Source organism: Prevotella sp. HJM029 (assembly GCF_000599605.1).
GTDB lineage: Bacteria > Bacteroidota > Bacteroidia > Bacteroidales > Bacteroidaceae > Prevotella.
This window is the reverse complement of the sequence record NZ_AZHT01000027.1, coordinates 1-23,617: the sequence shown is the minus strand read 5'-3', so window position 1 is coordinate 23,617 and position 23,617 is coordinate 1. Positions and strand designations below refer to the sequence as shown.

The 23,617-nt window shown below is 42.5% G+C and carries 22 protein-coding genes and 4 pseudogenes; 9 read left to right on the top strand and 17 right to left on the bottom strand.

All coding sequences use genetic code 11. The annotated features are described in order from the left end of the window. Positions 1-133 precede the first annotated feature (133 nt). The 6 genes from X919_RS0103000 to X919_RS17370 all read left to right on the top strand — a co-directional run bounded on the left by X919_RS0103000 (position 134) and on the right by X919_RS17370 (position 7,061). A complete protein-coding gene (locus X919_RS0103000) occupies positions 134-1,909 on the top strand; it encodes a biotin/lipoyl-binding protein (protein WP_028898963.1) in 1,776 nt (591 codons plus the stop codon). A gap of 10 nt (positions 1,910-1,919) precedes the next feature. Further along, positions 1,920-2,456 (top strand): HD domain-containing protein, encoded by a 537-nt coding sequence (locus tag X919_RS0102995; protein WP_028898962.1) that lies wholly within the window; start codon positions 1,920-1,922, stop codon positions 2,454-2,456. Positions 2,457-3,032: 576 nt separating this feature from the next. Beyond that, positions 3,033-5,861: a putative LPS assembly protein LptD gene (locus X919_RS0102990; RefSeq protein ID WP_028898961.1), complete on the top strand. Its 2,829-nt coding sequence runs from the start codon at positions 3,033-3,035 to the stop codon at positions 5,859-5,861. Between the two features lie 9 nt (positions 5,862-5,870). Beyond that, positions 5,871-6,134, top strand: coding sequence for a hypothetical protein (locus tag X919_RS0102985; protein ID WP_028898960.1), 264 nt, complete (start codon positions 5,871-5,873; stop codon positions 6,132-6,134). 27 nt (positions 6,135-6,161) lie between these two features. After that, entirely contained in the window at positions 6,162-6,902 is a 741-nt protein-coding gene (locus tag X919_RS0102980) for a nucleoside-specific channel-forming Tsx family protein (RefSeq protein WP_028898959.1), read from the top strand. Between the two features lie 27 nt (positions 6,903-6,929). Continuing rightward, positions 6,930-7,061, top strand: a complete 132-nt coding sequence (locus tag X919_RS17370; RefSeq protein WP_256380396.1) for a hypothetical protein — start codon at positions 6,930-6,932, stop codon at positions 7,059-7,061. Here the strand turns inward: X919_RS17370 and X919_RS0102970 are convergent. From X919_RS0102970 to X919_RS0102885, 17 genes and pseudogenes are all read right to left on the bottom strand, one after another. After that, positions 7,058-7,876: a hypothetical protein gene (locus X919_RS0102970; protein ID WP_253270072.1), complete on the bottom strand. Its 819-nt coding sequence runs from the start codon at positions 7,874-7,876 to the stop codon at positions 7,058-7,060. The genes X919_RS17370 and X919_RS0102970 overlap by 4 nt on opposite strands. A 747-nt stretch (positions 7,877-8,623) precedes the next feature. Next, positions 8,624-8,857: a hypothetical protein gene (locus X919_RS0102965; RefSeq protein ID WP_253270071.1), complete on the bottom strand. Its 234-nt coding sequence runs from the start codon at positions 8,855-8,857 to the stop codon at positions 8,624-8,626. 24 nt (positions 8,858-8,881) lie between these two features. After that, entirely contained in the window at positions 8,882-9,313 is a 432-nt protein-coding gene (locus tag X919_RS0102960; protein WP_028898956.1) for an NTF2 fold immunity protein, read from the bottom strand. A 278-nt stretch (positions 9,314-9,591) separates the two neighbouring features. Next, on the bottom strand, positions 9,592-10,059 hold the full coding sequence (locus X919_RS0102955) for a hypothetical protein (protein WP_028898955.1): 468 nt from the start codon (positions 10,057-10,059) through the stop codon (positions 9,592-9,594). Positions 10,060-10,178: 119 nt separating this feature from the next. After that, positions 10,179-10,346, bottom strand: a pseudogene (locus X919_RS16415) (RHS repeat-associated core domain-containing protein); the annotation flags it as partial. A gap of 142 nt (positions 10,347-10,488) precedes the next feature. Further along, on the bottom strand, positions 10,489-10,917 hold the full coding sequence (locus tag X919_RS0102945) for a hypothetical protein (RefSeq protein ID WP_004380115.1): 429 nt from the start codon (positions 10,915-10,917) through the stop codon (positions 10,489-10,491). Between the two features lie 235 nt (positions 10,918-11,152). Further along, positions 11,153-11,724: pseudogene (locus X919_RS0102940) on the bottom strand (RHS repeat-associated core domain-containing protein); the annotation flags it as partial. Between the two features lie 18 nt (positions 11,725-11,742). Continuing rightward, on the bottom strand, positions 11,743-12,273 hold the full coding sequence (locus X919_RS0102935; RefSeq protein WP_253270070.1) for a hypothetical protein: 531 nt from the start codon (positions 12,271-12,273) through the stop codon (positions 11,743-11,745). A 65-nt stretch (positions 12,274-12,338) separates the two neighbouring features. Next, a pseudogene (locus tag X919_RS17185) lies at positions 12,339-13,565 on the bottom strand (RHS repeat-associated core domain-containing protein); the annotation flags it as partial. A gap of 184 nt (positions 13,566-13,749) precedes the next feature. Further along, the gene (locus tag X919_RS0102925; RefSeq protein WP_028898952.1) at positions 13,750-14,175 is read right to left on the bottom strand and encodes a hypothetical protein; all 426 of its coding nucleotides are present in this window, start codon (positions 14,173-14,175) and stop codon (positions 13,750-13,752) included. Next, positions 14,165-14,686 (bottom strand): hypothetical protein, encoded by a 522-nt coding sequence (locus X919_RS0102920; RefSeq protein ID WP_028898951.1) that lies wholly within the window; start codon positions 14,684-14,686, stop codon positions 14,165-14,167. The genes X919_RS0102925 and X919_RS0102920 overlap by 11 nt, the downstream gene beginning before the upstream one ends. 9 nt (positions 14,687-14,695) lie before the next feature. Next, positions 14,696-15,586: pseudogene (locus X919_RS17410) on the bottom strand (RHS repeat domain-containing protein); the annotation flags it as partial. A gap of 60 nt (positions 15,587-15,646) precedes the next feature. Beyond that, the gene (locus tag X919_RS0102910) at positions 15,647-16,363 is read right to left on the bottom strand and encodes a hypothetical protein (protein ID WP_028898950.1); all 717 of its coding nucleotides are present in this window, start codon (positions 16,361-16,363) and stop codon (positions 15,647-15,649) included. 493 nt (positions 16,364-16,856) lie between these two features. After that, a complete protein-coding gene (locus tag X919_RS16405; RefSeq protein WP_155949639.1) occupies positions 16,857-17,144 on the bottom strand; it encodes a hypothetical protein in 288 nt (95 codons plus the stop codon). Between the two features lie 185 nt (positions 17,145-17,329). Then, positions 17,330-17,830, bottom strand: coding sequence for a hypothetical protein (locus tag X919_RS14640; protein WP_051502381.1), 501 nt, complete (start codon positions 17,828-17,830; stop codon positions 17,330-17,332). Further along, positions 17,827-18,117 (bottom strand): hypothetical protein, encoded by a 291-nt coding sequence (locus tag X919_RS0102890; RefSeq protein WP_028898948.1) that lies wholly within the window; start codon positions 18,115-18,117, stop codon positions 17,827-17,829. The genes X919_RS14640 and X919_RS0102890 overlap by 4 nt, the downstream gene beginning before the upstream one ends. After that, positions 18,118-18,498 (bottom strand): hypothetical protein, encoded by a 381-nt coding sequence (locus tag X919_RS0102885; RefSeq protein WP_253270068.1) that lies wholly within the window; start codon positions 18,496-18,498, stop codon positions 18,118-18,120. Positions 18,499-18,982: 484 nt separating this feature from the next. On the opposite strand from X919_RS0102885, the gene X919_RS0102880 reads away from it, so the two are divergent. The 3 genes from X919_RS0102880 to X919_RS0102870 all read left to right on the top strand — a co-directional run bounded on the left by X919_RS0102880 (position 18,983) and on the right by X919_RS0102870 (position 23,202). Next, positions 18,983-20,533, top strand: a complete 1,551-nt coding sequence (locus tag X919_RS0102880; protein WP_028898946.1) for a glycine--tRNA ligase — start codon at positions 18,983-18,985, stop codon at positions 20,531-20,533. Continuing rightward, positions 20,533-21,171, top strand: coding sequence for an FKBP-type peptidyl-prolyl cis-trans isomerase (locus X919_RS0102875; RefSeq protein ID WP_028898945.1), 639 nt, complete (start codon positions 20,533-20,535; stop codon positions 21,169-21,171). The genes X919_RS0102880 and X919_RS0102875 overlap by 1 nt, the downstream gene beginning before the upstream one ends. Positions 21,172-21,801: 630 nt before the next feature. Further along, the gene (locus X919_RS0102870) at positions 21,802-23,202 is read left to right on the top strand and encodes an MATE family efflux transporter (RefSeq protein WP_028898944.1); all 1,401 of its coding nucleotides are present in this window, start codon (positions 21,802-21,804) and stop codon (positions 23,200-23,202) included. Positions 23,203-23,617: the final 415 nt, after the last annotated feature.

The following is a 23,617-nucleotide window of genomic DNA, read 5'->3' as shown; positions in this document are numbered from 1 at the left end:
GGGGGTGAGGCGGGCGTTTTTGATTTTTTTTATCTAATTTTGCAAGCCGACGAGTTGCCGTTCTCGCACTATTTTACGCATTCCAACGACGCAGCTCGTTCGCTTTTAAGGATATCAATACAACAAAAATATAATGGGAAAGAAAATTCAGTTCAGTCTCGTATATCGAGATATGTGGCAGAGCTCAGGAAAGTTTCAGCCACGCAAGGATCAACTGGTGCGCATAGCTCCCGTCTTCGTGGAAATGGGTTGCTTCGCCCGTGTAGAAACCAATGGTGGCGCTTTTGAGCAAGTGTGCCTCTTGGCCGGCGAAAATCCAAATGAGGCCGTTCGTGCATATTGCAAGCCTTTGCATGAGGCTGGCATCAAAACCCACATGTTGGACCGCGGTTTGAATGCGCTTCGCATGTATCCTGTGCCCGATGATGTGCGTCAATTGATGTACAAGGTGAAGCACGCGCAAGGCACAGATATCACGCGCATTTTCGATGGTTTGAACGATGTGCGCAACATCATCCCTTCGATTAAATGGGCTAAAGAGGCCGGTATGACCGCACAAACGGCACTCTGCATCACCAATTCGCCTATTCACACGTTGGAATATTACACCAAGATTGCCGACGAGCTCATAGCAGCTGGTGCCGACGAGATTTGTTTGAAAGATATGGCCGGCATAGGGCAGCCTGCCTTGTTGGGCAAGCTCACCAAAGCCATCAAAGATAAGCACCCCGATATCATCATCGAATACCACGGCCACTCAGGTCCAGGCCTTTCGATGGCTTCGATTTTAGAGGTGTGCAACAATGGCGCCGACATCATCGATACCGCCATCGAACCATTGTCGTGGGGCAAAGTGCATCCCGATATCATTTCTGTGCTCAGCATGCTGAAGAACGAAGGCTTCGATGTGCCCGAGATCAACATGAATGCCTACATGAAGGCGCGTGCGCTGACGCAAGAGTTTATCGACGAGTGGTTGGGCTATTTCATCAATCCTTCCAACAAAATTATGTCGTCGTTGCTGCTCGGTTGCGGTTTGCCCGGCGGTATGATGGGCTCGATGATGGCCGATTTGGGCGGCATTCGCCAAACCATCAACAACCTGCGCAAGAAGAAGGGCGAAGACGAACTCACGATGGACGACATGCTTGTGAAGCTCTTCAGCGAGGTAGAATATGTTTGGCCGCGCGTGGGCTATCCTCCATTGGTTACGCCTTTCAGCCAATACACCAAGAACATCGCCTTGATGAATCTGCTCACGATGGAGCAAGGCAAAGGCCGCTTCGTGATGATGGACGAATCGATGTGGGGCATGATTCTCGGAAAGAGCGGCAAGGTGCCCGGCGCTATCGATCCCGAATTGGTTGAATTGGCTAAGAAACAAGGACGCGAATTCACCGATGCCGACCCCCACACGCTGCTCACCAATGCGCTGGATGACTTCCGCAAAGAGATGGACGAGAATGGTTGGGAATATGGGCAAGACGACGAGGAGCTCTTCGAATTGGCCATGCACCCCGAGCAATATCGCAACTATCGCAGCGGACAGGCGAAGAAAAATTTCTTGGCCGACTTGCAGGCTGCCAAAGATGCCAAGCTCGGTGCCAAGGTGAGCCCCGAAGAGGCTGCGGCCTTTAAGCACGCCAAGGCCGATGCCATTGTTTCGCCCGTGAAAGGACAAATCTTCTGGGAGTTCCAAGGCGACGGCGAAGCGCTCACGGCGACCGAACCCTTCATTGGCAAGGAATACAAAGAGGGCGATGCGTTCTGCTACATCTGCACACCGTGGGGCGAGTTCGAAACCATTCCGGCTGCGCTCGGCGGACAGTTGGTTGAGATCAATGCCAAGCAGGGTACCAAGGTGAATAAAGGCGATGTGATTGCCTACATTCAGCGGCCCGAGGCTTAACCCTCAGCGCATGGACTATCAACAGATTATCGACAAATATTATCCCGAAGCCAATCGACTTCGGGATATTCTTATCACCCACAGCACGCTCGTCATGAAGCGTGCTGTGTTGGTTTGTGAGTGCCATCCCGAGTTGCAGCTCAATCGGCAGTTCCTCATCGAAGCCGCCATGCTCCACGACATCGGCATCTTTCGCTGCCATGCGCCCGGAATAGCATGTTTTGGCACCGAACCCTACATCTGTCATGGTCGCATTGGTGCCGAGATACTGCGCAGTGAAGGCTATCCACAGCATGCTCGCGTTTGCGAACGCCATACCGGTGCGGGCCTCACGAAGCAAGAGATTATCGCGCAGCATTTGCCTTTGCCCCACGAAGACTTCCTGCCCGAGACGCTCGAAGAGCAAGTCATCTGCTACGCCGACAAGTTCTATTCGAAGAGCCATCCCACTGACGAGAAACCACTTGCTGCCGTTGAGGCCACCATGGCTCGCTTTGGCGCAGACAGTTTGCAGCGCTTCCGTGCTTGGGACGCTCGCTTCAGTTAAACCCCAATCGGTCGTCTTACGGCAGGGGAGTGCTCTTTTGCGCATGGAGACGCCTCCTTTTCGGATAGGGGACATGCCCTTTTGCATGTGGAAACGCCGCTGCGCGGACGTTCGGGCGGGCACACAGGCACCGCCCCTACCATTTCTCATGTGGCTCCGTGTCCTAAGGTTGCCAGCGAACAGTTTGCCGACGGACTAAATCGAAAAAGGTTGCCGGCGAACAGTTCGCCGACGGACAAAAACAAGAGAAGTACGCTGGCGAACAGTTTGCCGACGGACTAAAACGAGAAAAGGTTGCCGGCGAATAGTTCGCCGACGGACTAAATCGAGAAAAGGTTGTTGGCGAACAGTTCGCCGACGGACTAAAACGAAAAAGATTGCTGGCGAATAGTTCGCCGATGCACTAAAACAAAAAAAAGTTGCCGGCAAACAGTTCGCCGACGTACTAAAACAAAAAAAGGTTGCTGACAAAGGCTTGGATGGCGGCATAATGCGCTGATGCCCACGTGGGGATTAATCATCTTTTAACGCCGTGGGTTGGACAATCTACAGATTAATTGCTAACTTTGCAACCCAATGAGAAGATTTTCGTTTATTGCAGCTTTTCTCCTTGCCGTGCTAATGGTCATGGCCGGCATTAACTATCCCTTGCTCAAAAAGCGCAAGAAGGGTGGGGCGCAGACGGCTGCAATGAAAGATAGTCTGCCGGGGGATAGTGTTGCGAACATGGCTGTGGACACCACCAAGATGGACTCACTGCAACTTGCCATCTATCGCCATAACCAAGCTATCGACGATTCTATCCATCTCGATTCGCTCAATCGGCAAAAGAAGAACGGCATCGAAGCGCCCATCGACTTCTCGGCCAACGACTCGATGGTTTATGATGCACGCAATCGGACGGCCTATCTTTATGGTTCGTCGAATGTGAAATATGAGAACATGAATCTCAAGAGCGAGCGCATTCATGTCAACATGGATAGCAGCGTTATTCATGCAACGGGGGTGCGCGACACGGCTTCGAAGAAACTCACGGGGACGCCTGTCTTTGCCATGGGGAAAGACAATTACGAGAGCGACACCATTGCGTTTAATTTTAAAAGCAAAAAAGGACTCATCCGCAACACCTACACGCAGCAGGAGGAGGGCTATCTGCGCAGCGAATTGGCGAAGCGTGACTCTTTGGGCAATGTTTATCTGCAACACGGACGCTACACCACCTGCGACCTCGACCATCCCGACTTCTACATAGCCCTCTCGCGCGCCAAAGTGCGGCCCGGCAAGGATGTTGTCTTTGGTCCCGCCTATCTCGTGGTGGCCGATGTACCCTTGCCTTTGGCCATTCCTTATGGTTTCTTTCCCTTTACCAAGAAATATTCCAGCGGTTTCATCATGCCCACCTATGGCGACGAAAGCACCCGTGGCTTCTATTTGCGCGACGGCGGATATTATTTTGCCATGAGCGATAAATGGGATCTCAAACTCCTCGGCGAAATCTATACGCGCGGTTCATGGGGACTCAGCGCCGCCACCAACTATCGCAAACGCTATCGTTATAGTGGTAGCTTCTATGCCAGTTATCAAGATACAAAGACAGGCGATAAAGGCATGCCCGACTATACCAATCAGCAAAGCTTCAAAATACAATGGAGCCATCGGCAGGATGCTAAGGCCAACCCCTATAGCACCTTCTCGGCCAGTGTGAACTTTGCCACGAGCAGTTACGAGCGCAACAATCTCGGAAGCCTCTACAATCCGCAGACGATGACGCAATCGACGCGCACCTCATCTGTGAGCTGGAGCACATCGTTCTCGAGCATTGGACTCACACTCAGCACCACCGCCAATCTTAATCAGAACATGCGCTACGAAACCATTGCACTAACGTTGCCCGACCTTAACCTCAATCTTGCCCGCTTCTATCCGTTCAAACGGCGACATGTTGTGGGTGCTGAGCGGTGGTATGAGAAAATCTCCGTCAGTTATACCGGGCAACTCAGCAACTCTATTGACACGAAAGAAAGTGAATTGTTTCACTCTAATCTGGTCAAGGATTGGCGTAATGGAATGCAACACCGCATCCCCATCAGCGGTAGCTTCACCTTATTTAATTATGTCAACATCAATCCCTCGTTCAATTTCACCGACCGCATGTATAGCAACAAGACACTTCATTCTTGGAATGTGGCCACGCAGAAAGAAGAAAGCGAACAGGTGAATGGCTTCTATAACGTCTACAACTGGGACTTGAGCCTCAGCGCCAGCACCAAGCTCTATGGCATGTTCTTGCCCAATCGCAAGCTCTTCGGCGACAAAATACAAGCCGTGCGCCATGTGCTTTCCCCGCAAGTGAGCTTCAGCTATGCGCCCGACTTTGGAACCTCGCGCTATGGCTACTACGCCACCTATCAACGCACCGACCCTTCAGGTGCGGTGAGTTTAGTGGAATATTCGCCATTCCAAAACAATTTGTATAGCGCACCAGGGCGAGGAAAGACGGGAAGCGTTAGTTTCTCGTTGGATAACAACATCGAAATGAAAATTAAGTCGGATAAGGATTCTACGGGTATCAAGAAGATTAGCATCATCGACAACCTGGGTTTCCGCATGTCCTACAACATGGCCGAGAAAGAACGTCCATGGAGCGACCTCGGTGTCAACCTTCGTTTAAAGTGGTGGAAGAATTACACATTCAACCTCGATGCCGTCTTTGCGTCCTATGCCTATGAGCTTGATGCTGCAGGGCGTCCTTATGTTGGCACACATACCTATTGGGGAATGGGCAAGATAGGACGCTTTCAAGGCATGTCGCAAAACATTTCTTTCACCCTCACGCCCGAGAAGCTCAAGCATCTCTTCGGAGGTGGACCAAAGGACGAAGACGATGGCCTGCGCAAGCATAAAGACGCTGAAGGAGTCGACACCGACATCGAATCCAATGTCGACGACACGATGATTGAAGGGCAGCGTAATGCACGTCAAGATAAGACTGCGGCAAAGGCCAAGACCGACGATGACGGCTACATGTCATTCTCCATGCCGTGGTCAATCACCTTTGGCTACGGCATCACCATGCGCGAGAACACCGACATCGCCAAGTTCAATTACAACACCATGCGCTATCCCTACATGTTCACGCAGACCCTCAACGTCAGCGGCAACGTGAGGCTTAGCGAAGGGTGGAACATCAGCTTCACCTCGGGCTACGACTTCAATAATCACGCTATCAGCATGACCACTGCTAGCCTGCAACGCGATTTGCATTGCTTCAACATGAGCTGCTCGGTGGTCATCGCTCCCTACACCAGCTACAATTTCTCTTTCCGTTGCAACGCCAGCACCCTGACCGATGCACTCAAATATGACAAACGAAGCGGCTACACCAATGCCGTGCAATGGTATTAAGCATAGACAATGAGCATCGACCAAGTTTCACCACAGAGCATTGCCTCGGCCTATTGCTTCTTCCATCAGAAATGGCAGGTTTATGCTTTCTCGCATAGCGAACGCCAGCGCGACGACATCGAATATGCCATTAGTGGCTATGTCAACGAGATGGATTCGCAGCTCTACGAAGCATTGGCCCGGGGCAGAGAGGGCTTTCTGCTCACGCATGCCTCCTTTGCCGCCGACATGCAAGAGGCCATCGCAACGTTGGATGCCCATCTGCAACCTTAGCATCACTTTTAATTCCAATCATATAAAATGAAAAAAGCATCATTCCTGTTCCTCTTTGCCATCATGGCGGTTACAGCCGTTGCACAAAACATTCAAGTGCATTATGATTTAGGCCACTCGCTCTGCAAAGATCTCACCAATCGCCCTTCGCTCACCACCACACTCGAGCTGTTTAAGCCCGACAAATGGGGAAGCACATTCACCTTCACCGACATCGACTATCAGCGCGATGGCGTGGCAGGCGCCTATTGGGAGATTGCACGCGAGTTTAACGTCTCGCGCAACAAGCAATGGGCTGCGCATGTAGAATATAATGGCGGCTTGGCAAGCGATGAAGACACGTGGCAAGCCAATCGATTTCAACATGCCGTGCTCCTCGGCGGTGCGTGGAACTGGCATAGTGCCGACTTCTCGAAAACCTTTTCGGTGCAGGCACTCTATAAATATTATTTCAAAAATCGCCACTATGGTGCCCATCCGTTCAGTGGCTTTCAGCTCACCGAGGTATGGGGCATCACCTTTGCAAAAGGCCTCTGCACGTTCAGCGGCTTTTGCGATGTGTGGTATAATCCCGATGTCAATGGCAAACTCATCGTCATGTCCGAACCACAGTTTTGGGTAAACCTCAACACCTTGCGCGGCATGCAAGGCGTCAACCTGAGCCTTGGCAGCGAGGTGGAGCTGAGCAACAACTTTGTGTGGAACAAGCGCGGCGAGCACAATCGTTTCTATGCGCTCCCGACACTTGCTGCCAAATGGACATTCTGATGGCTTAACGAGTCTCGCTGAATAGCAGTGCTCACGTTACTCTTTTTGATGACGTTCAACACAAAAAAGCCAAGAGCAACGCTCACCATCAACAAAGGATGCGCCGACACCAACCTGTCGGCGCATCCTTTTGAGCGTTATATAAAATTCAATGACTAATACCCGGCAACTTGAGAGTGTTCTCGATCATATTTTTCTATCCCTGGTTGTATACCGAATAGTCCCAAACTCGTCTTTGAGAAGTATAGTGTTTCATTCATTTCTATACATTGGTACACAAAGGTATGAGCTTTATCCTGCAAAGAATAGCAATAAATTTTTCTCTTGTCGTATTTAGATTGCCCGTGTTGCATCAACAGTTTTTCTCTTTCATGATTGAACATGTGAACAAACTTCAACATTTCATTATAGACAGTATTACCTCCATTCACAAAATCAAGCTCCTTTATCAGTTTTATATTCACGCACATCTTTGGAGTCTTTATATAAAACTGCTTATACTTTACATTGCCGAGATAGTTACACTGATATTCAAGTATCGTGTCATTGCCGCAAATTCTGTCATAAGTACGAGCTGGCTCTTCGAGACTACTTTTAGTTATGGGCTGTCCCTTCTTCCAAAGTTCCAAATTTATATGATTACACCATCTATTTCCCTGTCTATAATATACTTTTACATTAGACATATCATTTGATGGGATTACAATAATAGTGTCTCTCGTTTTCTTAACGTAAACGAATGGTGTCATTTTGGGTTTGCCAACACCTCTCATTTTAAACTCATTGAAAGTTTGATAACTCAAAAACTTATTCAGGTTATATTTAGTCTGCGAATAATGCAAGTTACTATAATGAAAAGTCTTTGAGTAATTTGTGATAGGTTGCTTTTCTTGCAAGTCCTTTTGCTGTAGATTCGTTTTCGGACTATTGCAGGCAGAAAGGAGTGAAAAGCACAACAGAAATATAAATTTCATACAAATAATTCTAAATTTTTGGTACTCACAGTTGGGACTGCAAGGCTTAAAACAAAATTTATCTGTCAATGGGTTCTATTGATTTATTCCCATTCTCCATCATATCAATGCAAAAATATATTCTTTCTTCATTATCTACCGACTATATTTATATTGTCCTTAAAGATTTCATAAGACAAAGATAATATTTTCAATTGAGTTTTCTATCGCTGTCCACACGATTTGTTATAAAACCAAGATTTTTAGTGCTTGCGGAGCTTCCGCAAATGTCAAACCAAATATTTTAGTGCTTGCGGAGCTTCCGCAAAGGCCAAACCAAACATTTTAGCGCTTGCGGAGCTTCCGCAAATGTCAAAACAAACGTTTTAACGATTGCGGAGCTTCCGCAAATGTCAAACCAAACATTTTAATGCTTGCGGAGCTTCCGCAAATGTCAAACCAAACATTTTAATGCTTGCGGAGCTTCCGCAAATGGCAAACCAAACATTTTGGTGCTTGCGGAACTTCCGCAAATGGCAAACCAAACATTTTAGTGCTTGCGGAGCTTCCGCAAATGGCAAACCAAAAGTTTTAATGCTTGCGGAGCTTCCGCAAGCGTCCCGGAAAAAGAATTAAACGAAAGACGGAGCTACGTGCTCACTTCTGTCCCGTACCTTTGGATATGCCTTTTCTTCAATACAGTTTTCCGACTCTTTGGAACGAATGTCTTTTTCAAGAATGCTTGTTCCCAAATTCTTAAAATATAGCTCATACAAACACATGCTTAGTTTTACCATTTGTCGAAGCCAAACAGTTTAAATCGTCGTAAGCATAACTATGCTTGAATGCTCCACCAAGCTTTTTATCGCCATTAGCGTTGTCCCACGTCGGGTCTATGGTATTGGTAATACCTAAGATATTATCCACCGCATTGTATTGATACTTGTTGGTCATCATCGCCGTGCCTGCTATCGTGAGGTTCACTCTTGCAGAAGATGACACGGCCTGTCGTAAGTATAGACTATTCTATTTATAATGTCCTAACTTAAGTATTGCTCCATTGACCTTACTTACTTCCATATAAAATCCTCCACCTTGCAAAGAATTCACAGAGCCAGTAATATCCCATACATCTTTCTTCTCATATATATTTAAAGGCATTTGTCTATATATTTCTTTCCCATATAATGCCTTTGCAATTAAATAACCGAACTGTGCAGCAGTCTCTTCTGTTGAGATAATATTTCCTTTAGGTAAGAAAGCAGCATTATGAGGAATCCGATCGTCTGTAATTTTTATATAAGACAACACTGTATCTTCTTGTATGGTTTTAACTTCATTCTGTATTTTCTTAAAATCATCGATATTATAACTGTCCTGAGATTTATGAATCATATACCCTGATAGGAAAGAGATCATGATTAATACAAAAACTAATAGGAATTTGATTACTTTCATTGTTTTGACACTTTTTCTATTGGATGCAAAGAGTTGATGATATGTGTCTATTGTGCGTTGTCAGACAAAAATGTACAACTGCAAATGTAGTTATTTATGCTGATACTTTTTTCTTTTATTCTCATTTTTTTTGATTAAATTTCGCTTTATTGCGTAGCGTCAACCGACAAGTGCGAATATACCTGATATTTTTGAAAAACATTTCCATGGGTATCATGAATTTTAATTTAGCGCGCAATCTCCTTATATATCTGTGACATTAGTGAAGTGCCAAGATATTACTTCCTTTTCCATTTGATACTCAATCTATCTAAAATATCTTTTTCGAAAATCTTTTTTACCTTTTCATTTTCTTCGTTTGTAAAATCTTTGGTGTTTATATGTTTAAAGGTTCTATAGTCCAAAGGAGAGATTCTATCTAATAGGATGATAGCAGGATTTGAAGGGTGAAAAATGACACTATACATAATTATCGAGGAATCTTTTGTGATAGGAATTTTAAAGTTCAAATATTCGAATCTCTCATTGTAAGAATCCATTTTTACGATACTGTTTGAATCGTTTTTTATCCATACTTCTAAATTTACCCTTTTCTTTTTCAGGCCTTGAATTTTACCGATAAGTTCATTGCTCGTTACGTAGCATTCATATTGTTGCGCATGCGGATAACTTCCAGAGAGGATTAAATCGCAAGATACAAGCATTAAAATAAGCGATAATATAAATGGGAAATAGGTGATTTTCATAAATTCTTTATGTTATAAAAGATGGTGCTGCTAATATGAGTGCTTGAGCTTTCATGAGATTCCATTACAACTTTCCGCCATGTATGATAGATTTAACAAATACGATGGGGGATAAAAGCTCCTGCTGTTACGTTGTTGCCGCTGATGCCATAAACATTGCTGAACTTGCCTACACCGAGTTTACTTGCTACACGTTTATCGCCAATAAAGTAATGCTTGGTGAAGCGGTTCTTCGTCACAGTGATCATCGGGGCGGGATAAATAGTGTAATTTTCCGTTTCGTGGAACTTCGGTGTAAGTCGAATGCAAAGCATACTTACTTGTTTTGCTGAGACGTAGACTTGAAGTCAGTGATGCCACTTGGCATCGAGACTGTCATTCTCCACCAATGTGCGATTATCTTAGCACCGTATATATGTTTGTGTATAGTTACTTTTTTTGAACATTCTTCCTCCAATCCTCTATTTTGATTATAGAATCTGTCATTGTATCATAAAAAAAAACGCTACCATTTTTCGGTGAAACATAAAAATTATATATTGGTTCAAACCGATATGAAGTAGAAAAGCCTACTTGAATCCAAAAATAAGGAGTCTCCTTATTGGGGGATTGCATTAGTACAATAGCTTTTCTTCCTTTTACCTTGTAATAACGTTCTAACTCTATTACTTCTTTTAATTTGCTAACAATATTCATAGCCTCATCTGCTCCCAAACAATCTACTACGATAGAAACAGAGTTGTATTCCCTGTCTGTATCATTATTCTTTTTGTAGTGTGTTTGTAATCGTATACCTTTCCCATAACAAGTAAATAATATACAAAATATGCCTATATACACAAATATGAACTTTTTCATAAATATAATACATTTAAATGTACGTTGTCAAACAAAAGTGTACAACTGCAAATGTAGTTATTTATGTTGATACTTCTTTCTTTTATTCTCAAAAATTCTTTTGTTGATTAATTCATAAATTCTTTATGTTGTAAAAAATGGTGCTGCTAATATGAGTGCTTGAGCTTTCATGAGATTCCATTACAACTTTTCGCCATGCATGGTAGATTTAACAAAATATGATGGGGATAAAAGCTCCTGCCGTAACGTTGTTGCCACTGATGCCATAAACATTGCTGAACTTACCTACACCGAGTTTACTTGCTACACGTTTATCACCAATAAAGTAATGCTTGGTGAAGCGGTTCTTTGTCACAGTGATCATCGGGGCAGGATAAATGGTGTAATCTTCCGTTTCGTGGAACGTGATTCCCTGTGGCGCACCATTGATATATACCCCTTCCAAATCGCCGTGGCTCTTGATGATACGCTCGCCGGCGGCATTGTAAGTGTAACGGCAGGTCTTGCCGTTATCCGATAATACCATCAGCCGGTTATCCTCATCCCAATACATTCTCCGCCCGGTGTTGAGGCTGTCGTTCTCCACGAGCGTGGGATTACCGTTGGCATCGTAGGTGTAATGCTCATGCCCTATCTGTGTGGGAGCCGTGGGATGGTTGCTGTCCTCGTACTTATAGGTGAAGTCGTAAGACTGTGCCGTCTTTGTAGAATCCACCTTTTGCACCTTGGTAAGCGGTTCGCTCATGCGTCCAAAAGTCATCTGCATGCTGTAACTTGCCTCTGCTTGGCCTTACCTCTGGCATATACCTTTTACTACACATTTTTTTAATATTGTTTATGAGCAGATATTATGGTGTATGAAATCCCATTCAGCAAGGAATATTGGATTAATCCTTTTTCTTTATCCCATATCACACTCTTTAGGCCAATGTGAGGTTGATCTCCTTTATTTCGTTCCATTTTCTTGATATTCATGCTAAAACAATTTTTAAAGCATTGTCCCTGTATGTTTATGGCACTTACATGTATTTTTTTATACATCCAACTCCATTCACAAAAATTACAGCTACTTCTTAATGCCCCCAATTTAGCTATTCGTTTTATCTCGAATCCTATAAAAAAGGTATCTGTAAAGTGTATTAGTGATAAATCAACTTTGGCAAAGCCATAAAACTCATTATCCCCTTCTAACCAATTTTGTCCTTCTGTGTCGAATATGAATGTATTCTTTGGATTACATATTTGAACATCTTTCACAATTACGGTATCTATATTATTCTGATTGGAGAGATAATAAATTGTGTCGTTTGCTTTAAAATGATTAATCCACAACAAGTCATCTTCTGTTAATTTCACTTTTTTGCAGTATGGCAACCCACAAGCTACTAGTAATAGTAGCAATATAAAAAATAAATATTTCATCATTTTGAGGGATAATAGTAATTGTAAAAATTATCAATTGAGTGACCAGCAATGATGCTCGTATATACAGGTATGGATGTACCTGGAGCTTCTATCCAGAATAGCCTTTGCCCTATTGTAACAACATCTCCTCCGATACTTATTGTAGAAAGACGACCTCCTAATAATAGGCTATAACCTATAGGAATTGATGTTGCAATATAATTTGTCACATTACTTGCATTACCTTTTAACGTAGAGCTAACAATAGCTGCAGGATTAAATGTTTTAGCTTTATGTCCTGTCGCCATACTAGCAACAGTAGCTAATCCCCCACCTAAAGAATGCCCTACATAAGTGAGATCGACATTCTCACCATATTTATCTTGCAATGCAATGGAAATAACTTCAGCATTAGCAACAGCTTTCTTATATTGTTCTGGAGTTTCCCCTATAAATTGGTGATAATCATCTTTTACATCTTGCCAATCGTCTGTACCTGCAAAAGCATAACAAAATTCAGTCTTTCCATTAATTGTTCTTTCATAAAATTGGGATTTAAATCCCTCCTCACTATTTGAGCCTAAATCTATATCATCAAATATATGGGATACTTCCCAGCCAGATTTTTTCAAGTTATATTGAGTTTCCGAAGCATCCGTTCCCCCATATACATGCTTTGAAATCATAGCAGCTTCTGCTTCTGTTGGCTCAAAGCCACGTATATCTTGAAGTTTTGCGGGATTCCCCGCACAATAAACATACCCGCCGATACTCGGATATTTCTCCGTTAGTGCATCCACCCCATACCACAAACTCGTCATAGGATTCATATACCTCGCGCCATAGTAGTAAAGTCCCGTCTCTTGATCGAGTTCCTTACCATTGAACTTATACGGCATTTCTTCTGTGGATGTGTGTTCATCCACAAGTAGTTCGCCATAAGGTAAGTACGCATCGAACTGCGTGATGTTGGCCTTGGCGTCGGTGATATATGAGGTACTGCCGAGGTGGTCACTATGATAGAAGAAGATTTCCTCGGTGTTGGTGGTATCCGTTGGGATATAGCCATAGCCCGGCTGCACATTATCCGGATCTTCGGGCTTCTGCCATTGAATGGGCGGGCCAGGAACATCTCCCTTTTCATTGAACTTCGGCCGTTGCACCCAACCTTCGGGCACGGAGTGGTCGCCCAAATCTCCGATAATGTCGTTATAACTGCGCCCCGTGTTATCGGGATCAGCCGTGGTAGTGCGGCTTCCCTCCTGTGTGCTTGAGGAAATGAAGCGGGTAATGATTTTTATTTGAGAAGCCGAAATGGCGACACCCACATTTCCAAAATGGAACACCGATGAGGAGATACTCTTGCCCAAGTCTGCATCATTGATGAGGAGAATAGTTATCATTAATTTATTGTACTTGAGTTTGATATTATTTAGTTAACTTATGAAGAGCTTGCATGCATTCTCTATTACCTTTATTTGCCCCCCGATGAAGGAAGAACATAGCTAACTGTTGCGTGTTCTTATCTAAAGCTGTAATCTCTCCATAAGGTTTGATTAAAGCTTGATATGCATCGTAGTTCGCAGGAGCATATTCATATTGAATAGCCATAAGGAATGCATAATAAAATATAGAGGAAGCATCATCTCTTCCCTTTGTATACAATAAGTATTTTACAACCTTTTTATATGCTTCTACATCTCCATCGCTTACAATAAGTTTTTTTTCTTTTAAAAAAGAACTATTAAGCGTTTCCCAACCACTATTCGATTCAATAGTGGGTTCTAAATTTTGATAATTCAAGACTAATCCTATCAAAAAGAGAACTATGAAAATAACAATATTATTCCTCATTTATATAATTTTTATTGAGAATAGTATCTATTTTGGGATTGTAATATACAAAACTATCACGCTTTACCTCATCCATAAAAGAATAAAATTTTTGTGGACACACCTCAAGGCCTCGCTTTAGAAAGTCTGTATACATATCGTGTATTATAAATTTTGCATCTTTGGTTGTAACATCTTCTTTCATAATATCTTTCAACCTTCGGAGTGTAAAGATATACCCTTCATCTATATTAAACCTGTTGGCTGCAATAATACAGAAATATATCATTTCCTTATTAAATGGATAACCTTTATCTCGGTAATAAAATAATAAACTATGGAGATTGTCTTTACCACCTTTTGACAGAAAATTATTCTTTATAATTTTGGCCTTATATTCTGAAAGATAAGGCGGAGAAACTATATAATATGAGTCCGCATCTTTCTCTTGGCCTATTTTGTAATTGCAATATATGCCTACTATAAATGCTATAAATCCAACCATGAAAGAAACGATATGCTTGTTATTCATATGTCTATTTTATCTTGAACCAAATATGATGTCAAAAAATGTTCTATATTCAAATCCTTTTGAACCAGGTTTGCTACTTGCCTTTCCAGAATAGTTATTATACACTCTTCCATTTTTATAACCAATCCATTTTCCTAATTCTTGTCTTTTTGTTAAAGGATTGATATTTGAAACAGTTGTATATCCATAATATCCTCGATAATAAGTTTGGTGATAGCGTTGGCTATATCCTATCCGATTCCCTTGCTTATAATGAATCTGGATATTCTTGTTGGGGGCTATAATTAACACATTGTCAAATAGTTTATCTTTCGATAGTTCATTTGCAAAATCTGCTGTAGTGCAAGAATGGAGTACAATAATGGCAAAATCCCCTTGTTTATGCTGTTTCCATACAGTACTATGGGATTTTAATATTTGATCAAAACTCTTTGCATTATCAATCATCTCGCCATTATATTCTATACCATCAGGACTACCATGCCCCCATACATTTATAATATTTGGGTCTGCATCCATATATTTGTAATCCATTTTTAATACAAATGTTCTTGCATCTCTATTTGGTGGTGGCAGAAGGTTAACGGTATCCTCTCCTAATGGATCAATATGATTAATAGGATTATTGAAACAATAATTGAAAGCAGTTATGTTCGGATACTTCTCGACCATCGGATCGACTCCATACCACAATGATGTTACAGGGTTCATGTATCTTGCTCCATAGTAATATAGTTCTGTCTCTTGGTCGAGTTCCTTGCCGTTGAACTTATACGGCATATCCTCTGAGGATGTGTGCTCATCCACAAGCAATTCGCCATAGGGCAGATAAGCATCGAACTGGGTGGTATTGGCCTTGGCATCGGTAATATAGGATATTGAACCAAGGTAATCACAGTGACCTAACTTGGTATAAACAGAATTTGTTTTTGCTTTCAAATATATCAATGAATATTAATTTTATGTTTCAATTATACTATCTGTTCCAATATTTGTAAAAATAATCTCTTTAATAGTACCATTTGAAAGTTGTATGAATATAAGTGAAAAAGAGGGGGTGTTGTTTTTTATCTGAATATTATATTTTGTATACCATGCCTCCCCTATAACTTCGGTCGAAATAATAGCGATATATTTATACCTTTTTATCTTTTGAGGTATAGGAATTCCATATCGACTAAACATTGTTTTAATATCTATACCGATTTTAAATGAATCAGACACAAGTAAATTACTTTTAATATTTCCGTATTCTAATAAATAGTTCTTTTTAATTCCTAATTGATATATAAAAGAATCACATCGGTTTGTTATATAGCAACTTATTGGTAAATCGTCATCAAAATCAATATCATAGCTTTTATAAAATTGTCTTATCTCCAATTTATCTTTAAACGAACTAATTGAGTTATTAAACAATCTATCAATATTCGTTATAAGGACAAGCGTATCTCCTCTTTCTAATTCTAAATATACTCCTTTCTTTTGAGATTCAAGAATAGACGTTATTGTATCTTCAAGAGGATAAAGACGTATCCCCTTGAAAAATGTTTTATCCATAGCCCAATTATAAGAAAAAGAATCTCTCTCTTCTATATTTTCCCTTTTCCTTTTTGTATTAAAAGAGCACGAGAAAAACATTCCTACAACAAGTAACAATACTATTGCCTTTGCCATTTACTCCTTAATGTGTACGTTTTCAAACAAAAGTGCACAACTGCAAATGTAGTTATTTATGCTGATACTTCTTTCTTTTATTCTCAGAAATTCTTTTGTTGATTGAATTTTGCTTTATAGCGTAGCGTCAACTGGCAAGTGCAAATATACCTGATATTTTTGAAAAACATTTCCATGGGTATCATGGATTTTAATTTAGCGCGCAATCTCTTTATGTATCTGTTCTATCCCTTTGGATGTGCCTTTTCTTCAATACAGTTTTCCGACCCCTTGGAACGAATGCCTTTTTCAAGAATACTTGTTCCCCAAATTCTTAAAATATAGCTCATACAAACACATGCTTAGTTTTACCATTTCCGACGCCAACGGTTTAAATTGTCGTAAGCATAGCTATGCTTGAATGCGCCACCAAGATGAGTAGGATTTCCATTTGTCAGCGATTGTGCATCCACAGCACAGGTAATGTTTAATACACACATCAACAGTATTGGAGTTATAATCTATTTACAATAAATCCAATTAAATACCACTTTTCATTAAATTGGAAGATACATTTATAGAAACATCCACTATCAGGTATGTATATATATTCTTCTTGCTCTTTAGCACTTAACATAGTATATTTTTTTATATACTTAATAGATTTGTATGCATCGTTAACCTCGTGCATATAGAAGATGATATCTTGCTTGTCCCATTTATATGCTCCAGTTATTGTATCATCTACAACATAATCATCAGAATTGAACCCTGTAACAATCTTTGCAATCCTTGATTCCATAAAGTGTTTATCACTATGAAATTTCTTGACGAACACTTTAAATGATTCATCTTGTAGCACGTTGGAATGATTTGGAACTTCAGTCTTTTTCCTTATATTTTTTTGTATAGACTGTCGATTTTCACTGCATGCAAAGAAAAGAGTAAAGCATACCCATATAAAATAAAATCTCATATATATAATCATTAGTCATTATTTGATGGCGATTGAGGATTAATTCTCAAATCTGTACTATTTTGCGGAAGTGTGATTGGATTGATTGCTGGTTTAGCTTGAGGAGCTTTACTTGTAACTTCAATCTTTGTTATGATGGCAAAAGGGTATGTAAAATCATACGGCTGTCGTAATTTCTCAAAATAGATAATTCTTATTTTTATCTTTTCACCATATGGGATACCTCTTGTATGACACTTGTTTTTTATGCTAATGTAATATTCTTTTTCCTTATAAACAAGCGAAACTGAACTTTTAGGAATCTCTTTAATCTCTTTTTTTATTGCTGAGGCTATTCCTTGCGTATCTCCGTCTATAGGATTCTTACCAATCCCTTGAAATACGCATTCTATCTCTCGCTCGTATTTTCCATTTACATATTTTATATTGCTATATAGACTACTGTCTTGTGCACTCTGAGCATTCGTCTTACAAGGTAATAATACCGTAAATATTAATAAAATGATTTTCATTTGCGTGTCTTTTTTCTTTTTAAAGCTTTTGATGTTCTTACTTGGGAAACCGTATATGGTCTTTGTGAACTTTGAGAGTATGTACAGGTCACTTCGCCTGCATCGGGGTGGTTCACCTTGAGCTTATGTCCCAAGAGTTCATATTCATACGTGGTGGTCTTGTCGTTGGGATGCTGCACAGTGGTAAGTTGTTCCACGGCATCGTAATCATACTTCACTATGATATTGTCGCCCGATATGTGCTGAGTCGTCTCACGATTACGGCCTTTTATACTATATATATTCATCTATATACTTTTGTCTATGGGTACAGCATGAAGTTTCCCTTTATAGTCTGAAGATAACCTAACTTTCCATCTACCTGCATCTCCAACAGAAACATTTACAATTTCATATATTCTATTAGGTTTAATAAAGCGCTTACACCTCAAAGGATTATTATGCAAATTCTGGTAAACATTATAATTTTTAGGGGGACAATTTAAATTTATGACCTTAGTCCCAGCTGTATTATCGGCAATTTTCTTTATAAAATAAATATCTCCAGTTTTTAAATCCAATACATCTAATGCCACAATAGTATAACAAGATACAATCTGTTGTCTTTTTTCGTCAAAAAAAAATTGATTTGAATTACAAGAAATTGTATAAAATAAAGTGAGTACCATCGTGAAAAGTTTAATTACTTGGCATCTTCTTTTCTCCTTGATATTGTTTCCAATAGTTGTCAATAATACGCTTCTTTTGCCCATCAGTATAATCTTTGGAATTTAAAATAGATACAATACTTTCTTTGTTCTCTGACACTCGTTGAATATAGCTGTTGAATTCTCTAAATGTTTGGGAGCCTTGGTCAGCATATTGCTCTTCAGTTAAAGTATCATGACCATTGTTAAAATCACCTCCTTGTTTAATTAATGCGATTATATATTATATTTAACAACTGTACGTTGTCAAATGAAAGTGCACGACTGCAAATGTAGTTATTTATGCTGATACTTCTTTCTTTTATTCTCAAAAATTCTTTTGTTGATTGAATTTTGCTTTATAGTCTTTCAACTGACGGCTATTCACATAACTTTGCAGCCCCGTGGGCCTGTTTTCGGATAAATGTTGTATCTTTGCAGCAAAGTAAAAATAAACAGAAGAATTATGGCACAAGAAGATGTTTTCAAGAAAATTGTGAGCCACTGCAAGGAGTATGGCTTCGTTTTCCCCAGCAGTGATATTTATGATGGTTTGGCGGCCGTTTACGATTATGGGCAGAATGGCGTAGAACTGAAAAACAATATTAAGGAGTATTGGTGGAAGAGCATGGTGTTGTTGCACAGCAACATTGTGGGTATCGACGCCAGCATCTTTATGCATCCCACCGTGTGGAAGGCCAGTGGTCACGTGGATGCTTTCAACGATCCCTTGATAGACAACCGCGATTCGAAGAAGCGCTATCGTGCAGATGTGCTCATTGAAGACCAAATTGCAAAATATGAGGAGAAGATTGCGAAGGAAGTAGCCAAGGCAAAGAAGCGCTTTGGCGATAGCTTCGACGAGGCAAAATTTCGCGAAACCAATCCACGTGTGCTCGAAAATCAACAGAAACGCGATGCTTTGCATGAGCGTTACACTGCGGCTATGCAGGGGCCTAATCTTGAAGAACTGAAACAAATTATTCTCGATGAAGAGATTGTCGACCCCATTAGTGGTACGAAAAACTGGACCGATGTGCGCCAGTTCAATCTGATGTTCTCCACAGAGGTAGGCTCATTGAGCGACCAAACCAATAAAATTTATCTGCGCCCGGAGACAGCGCAAGGCATATTTGTAAACTATTTGAATGTGCAAAAGACTGGTCGCATGAAGCTTCCTTTCGGTATTTGTCAAATAGGTAAGGCCTTTCGCAACGAGATTGTGGCACGACAATTTGTGTTCCGCATGCGCGAATTTGAGCAAATGGAGATGCAATTCTTCTGTCAGCCCGGCACGGAAATGAAATGGTTTGAGTATTGGAAGAAGCATCGTTTGGCATGGCACGAGGCATTGGGCATGGGCAATGACAACTATCGTTTCCACGACCATGAGAAGCTGGCTCACTATGCTAACGCGGCAACCGACATCGAATTTAAGATGCCATTTGGTTTCAAAGAGGTGGAAGGCATTCACTCGCGCACCAATTTCGACCTGTCGCAACACGAGAAATACAGCGGACGGCAGATTAAATATTTCGATCCCGACTGCAACGAGAACTACACTCCCTATGATGTTGAAACCTCTATCGGTGTCGACCGCATGTTCCTTTCGGTGATGTGTCACAGCTACACCGAGGAGCAACTCGAAAACGGTGAGACGCGTGTCGTACTGAAATTGCCCGAGGCTTTGGCACCTGTGAAATGCGCAGTCTTCCCCTTAGACAAGAAGGATGGGCTGCCCGAGTTGGCACAGCAGATTGTTGACGACCTCAAATTTCATTTCAACACGCATTATGGCGATCCGAAAGACTCGATTGGTAAGCGCTATCGTCGCCAAGATGCAGTGGGAACGCCATTCTGCGTGACCGTTGATCACGATACGCCCAACGATCATAAAGTGACCTTGCGCTATCGTGACACGATGAAGCAAGAGCGCGTTGATATCGACGATTTGCGTAAAATCATGGAAGATCGCGTGAGCATCACCAGTTTGTTGAAGAAAATAAATGTTGACTAATGAAGCGCATTGCATATTTTTTCTTGCCCCTCGCGCTGGCGCTCCTTGGCTTATCGGCTTGCAAGGAGGACGATAATACGGTAGAAGAGTTTCCTAATTGGCAGGCGCGCAATGAAACTTATTTCACACAAGCCTATCAGCAAGCGCTAATAGCGTCGGCCACCAACCCCAACGTCAAAGTGCTTCATGCGTGGTCGTTGCCTGCAAGTCGCAATCAACCCACCGACTTTGTGGTGGTGAAAGTGCTCGAGACGGGCACGGGAACCATCGCTCCGCTTTACACCGACACGGCGATGGTGCACCTGCAGGGGCGTCTTATTCCGTCGACCACCTACACAAAAGGAAAGGTTTTTGTACAGACCTGGCAGACCGAGACATTCAGCCCCACGAGCAATGCACCACAAAAAGTGAGCAATAGTCAGTGGGGTGTAGGGCTCGGAACCGCTTTGATGTACATGCATAAGGGCGACCGATGGCAAATCACTGTGCCTGCTGCGCTCACTACGGGCATCGATAGTCGTTATGGCATTCCCGCAAATTCCACGCTCGTTTTCGATGTAACGTTGGTCGGAAGCTATCATGCGGGCAAAACGAGTGCGCAGCTCCAAGCCAAGAAACTGATTGGAACGGCCGAATAGCGCAGTTGAGGCCATGTAAAGGTTCTGCCGATAGGGCAGGTAAAAGCATATAAATTGTAAAAGCATGTGACGCAGTTTGACGACTGTTTCACATGCTTTTCTTCTTTAAAGTGGGGCAGATTGGCAGCAAGTGTTTTGATGTAAATCAAAAATTAAACCTCATACGCCAATTTCTCCATCGTACATGATGTTTCATTCAGCTTTCTTTTTACCTTTGCGTCGTCTTAAAACGAAAGACAAATAAGAATGATGGGATATCATTTTCGTAAGTTAAGAATAGATTTTCATTAATATAAATCATAGGTAGAAGCTTTTGGTAAAAGATTTGTTCGGATAATAAGGTGTTAGTTAAGGTAGAAGATGTAGAAGGGTAACACACTCTTTTGAGTGATTCTTAAAAAAGAAAGGTTTAGTTTCATAAGGTAAGTAAATAGATTGTTCAGGACAACACTATTGTTAAAACGAAAGTATAGATTTGAAAGTTTGAGAGAATAGACGGTTTTGCGTGAGCAGAATCGTTTTTTTTATGTGCCTTGTTTTCTCGATGTGCTGTTGTGTAGTGCTTTTCTTATGGTCGTTTTTTGGAAATCATTTTAATTGTATTAATTTTGTAAACTCATTTAAACAGATATGTTAGGAAGCAAAAGCAGCGAAAGATTATTAGCCAACATTCGCAACGGATTGCCCATGACGCAAGGCGAGAAACTGCGGCTCATTGTGAGTTTGAGTATTCCATCGATGTTGGCTCAGCTAACCACCGTGATGATGTTTTTCATTGATGCCAGCATGGTGGGGCATCTTGGTACGGCTGCTTCTGCGAGTATAGGTCTCATCGAGCCAACGATTTGGTTGTTGGGTAGTGTGTTGATGGCTGCTTCCACAGGTTTTTCGGTGCAAGTGGCGCATTTTATTGGAGCCAACGACTTTCCAAAGGCACGCCAGGTGTATCGGCAAGCCCTTGTTTGCGGCATGGTGTTTAGTTTGTTCATCACTTTAGTTGGCGTGTTGCTCCATCGGCCCATTCCACTGTGGTTGGGCGGTGGTGCCGATATTGTTGACGGTGCTTCGCAATATTTTCTCATCTTTTCGTGTGCAATGCCATTCATTTTGCTGTTCGATTTGTCGGGCGCCATGCTCAAGTCGGCCGGCAACATGCAATTGCCCAGCATCATGAGTGTGCTGCTTTGTGTGTTGGATGTGTTTTTCAACTACATCTTCATTTATACATTGCATTTGGGGGTGATGGGCGCAGCTTTAGGCACTGCTGTGGCCTATCTTTGCGTTTCGCTGCCCATTACATGGTTGGCTGCGCGTCGAAATAAAATTTTGGCTTTGCACTTGGACGTGTTACCCACACCATGGCAGTGGGGCTACGTGCACAAAGCCCTTAAAATTAGTCTGCCAATAGCCATTCAGTCGGCACTTATGAGTGGTGCACAAGTGGTGAGCACCATCATCGTGGCACCGCTGGGCAACGTGGCCATCGCCGCCCATTCGTTTGCCATCACAGCCGAAAGCCTGTGTTACATGCCGGGCTATGGCATCGGCGACGCAGCAACCACCCTTGTGGGCCAGACCTTTGGCGCCGGACGCAGCGCCTTGTGCCGCAGTTTTGCCCGTCTCACGGTTGGTTTGGGCATGAGCGTTATGGCGGCGATGGGCGCCATCATGTATGTGTTTGCCCCCGAGATGATAGCCCTGCTCAGCCCCGTTGCCGATATTCAGGCGCTCGGAGCAAGCGTGTTGCGCATCGAAGCCTTCGCCGAACCCTTCTTTGCGGCCTCCATCGTCACCTATAGCATCTGCGTAGGTGCGGGCGACACCTTGCGTCCAGCCATCATGAATCTGGCCTCGATGTGGTGTGTGCGCCTTACGCTGGCAGCCTATTTGGCGCGCGATTACGGGCTACGTGGCGTGTGGATAGCCATGGCCATCGAGCTCACTTTCCGCGGCTTGCTCTTTCTCTATCGTTTGTTTCGTGGCAACTGGCTCAGGGAATTGGAGGAAAAAGCGCCAGCAGTACCAGCCTAAAGCAACCCTTCCTGTCACATCGTTTGAGGTTGCGGAGAACTCCGGCGCCTCATTTTTGCTTCGTTTGAGCTTGCGGAGAATTCCGACGCCTCGTTTTTACTTTGTTTGAGGTTGCGGAGAACTCCGAAGCCCTGTTTTTGCTTCGTTTTGGCTTGCGGAGAACTCCGATGCCTCGTTTTTACTTCGTTTGAGGTTGCGGAGAACTCCGAAGCCCTGTTTTTGCTTCGTTTTGGCTTGCGGAGAACTCCGGCGCCTCGTTTTTACTTCGTTTGAGCTTGCGGAGAACTCCGACGCCTCGTTTTTACTTCGTTTGAGGTTGCGGAGAACTCCGACGCCCTGTTTTTGCTTCGTTTTGGCTTGCGGAGAACTCCGACGCCTCGTTTTTACTTCGTTTTGGCTTGCGGAGAACTCCGAC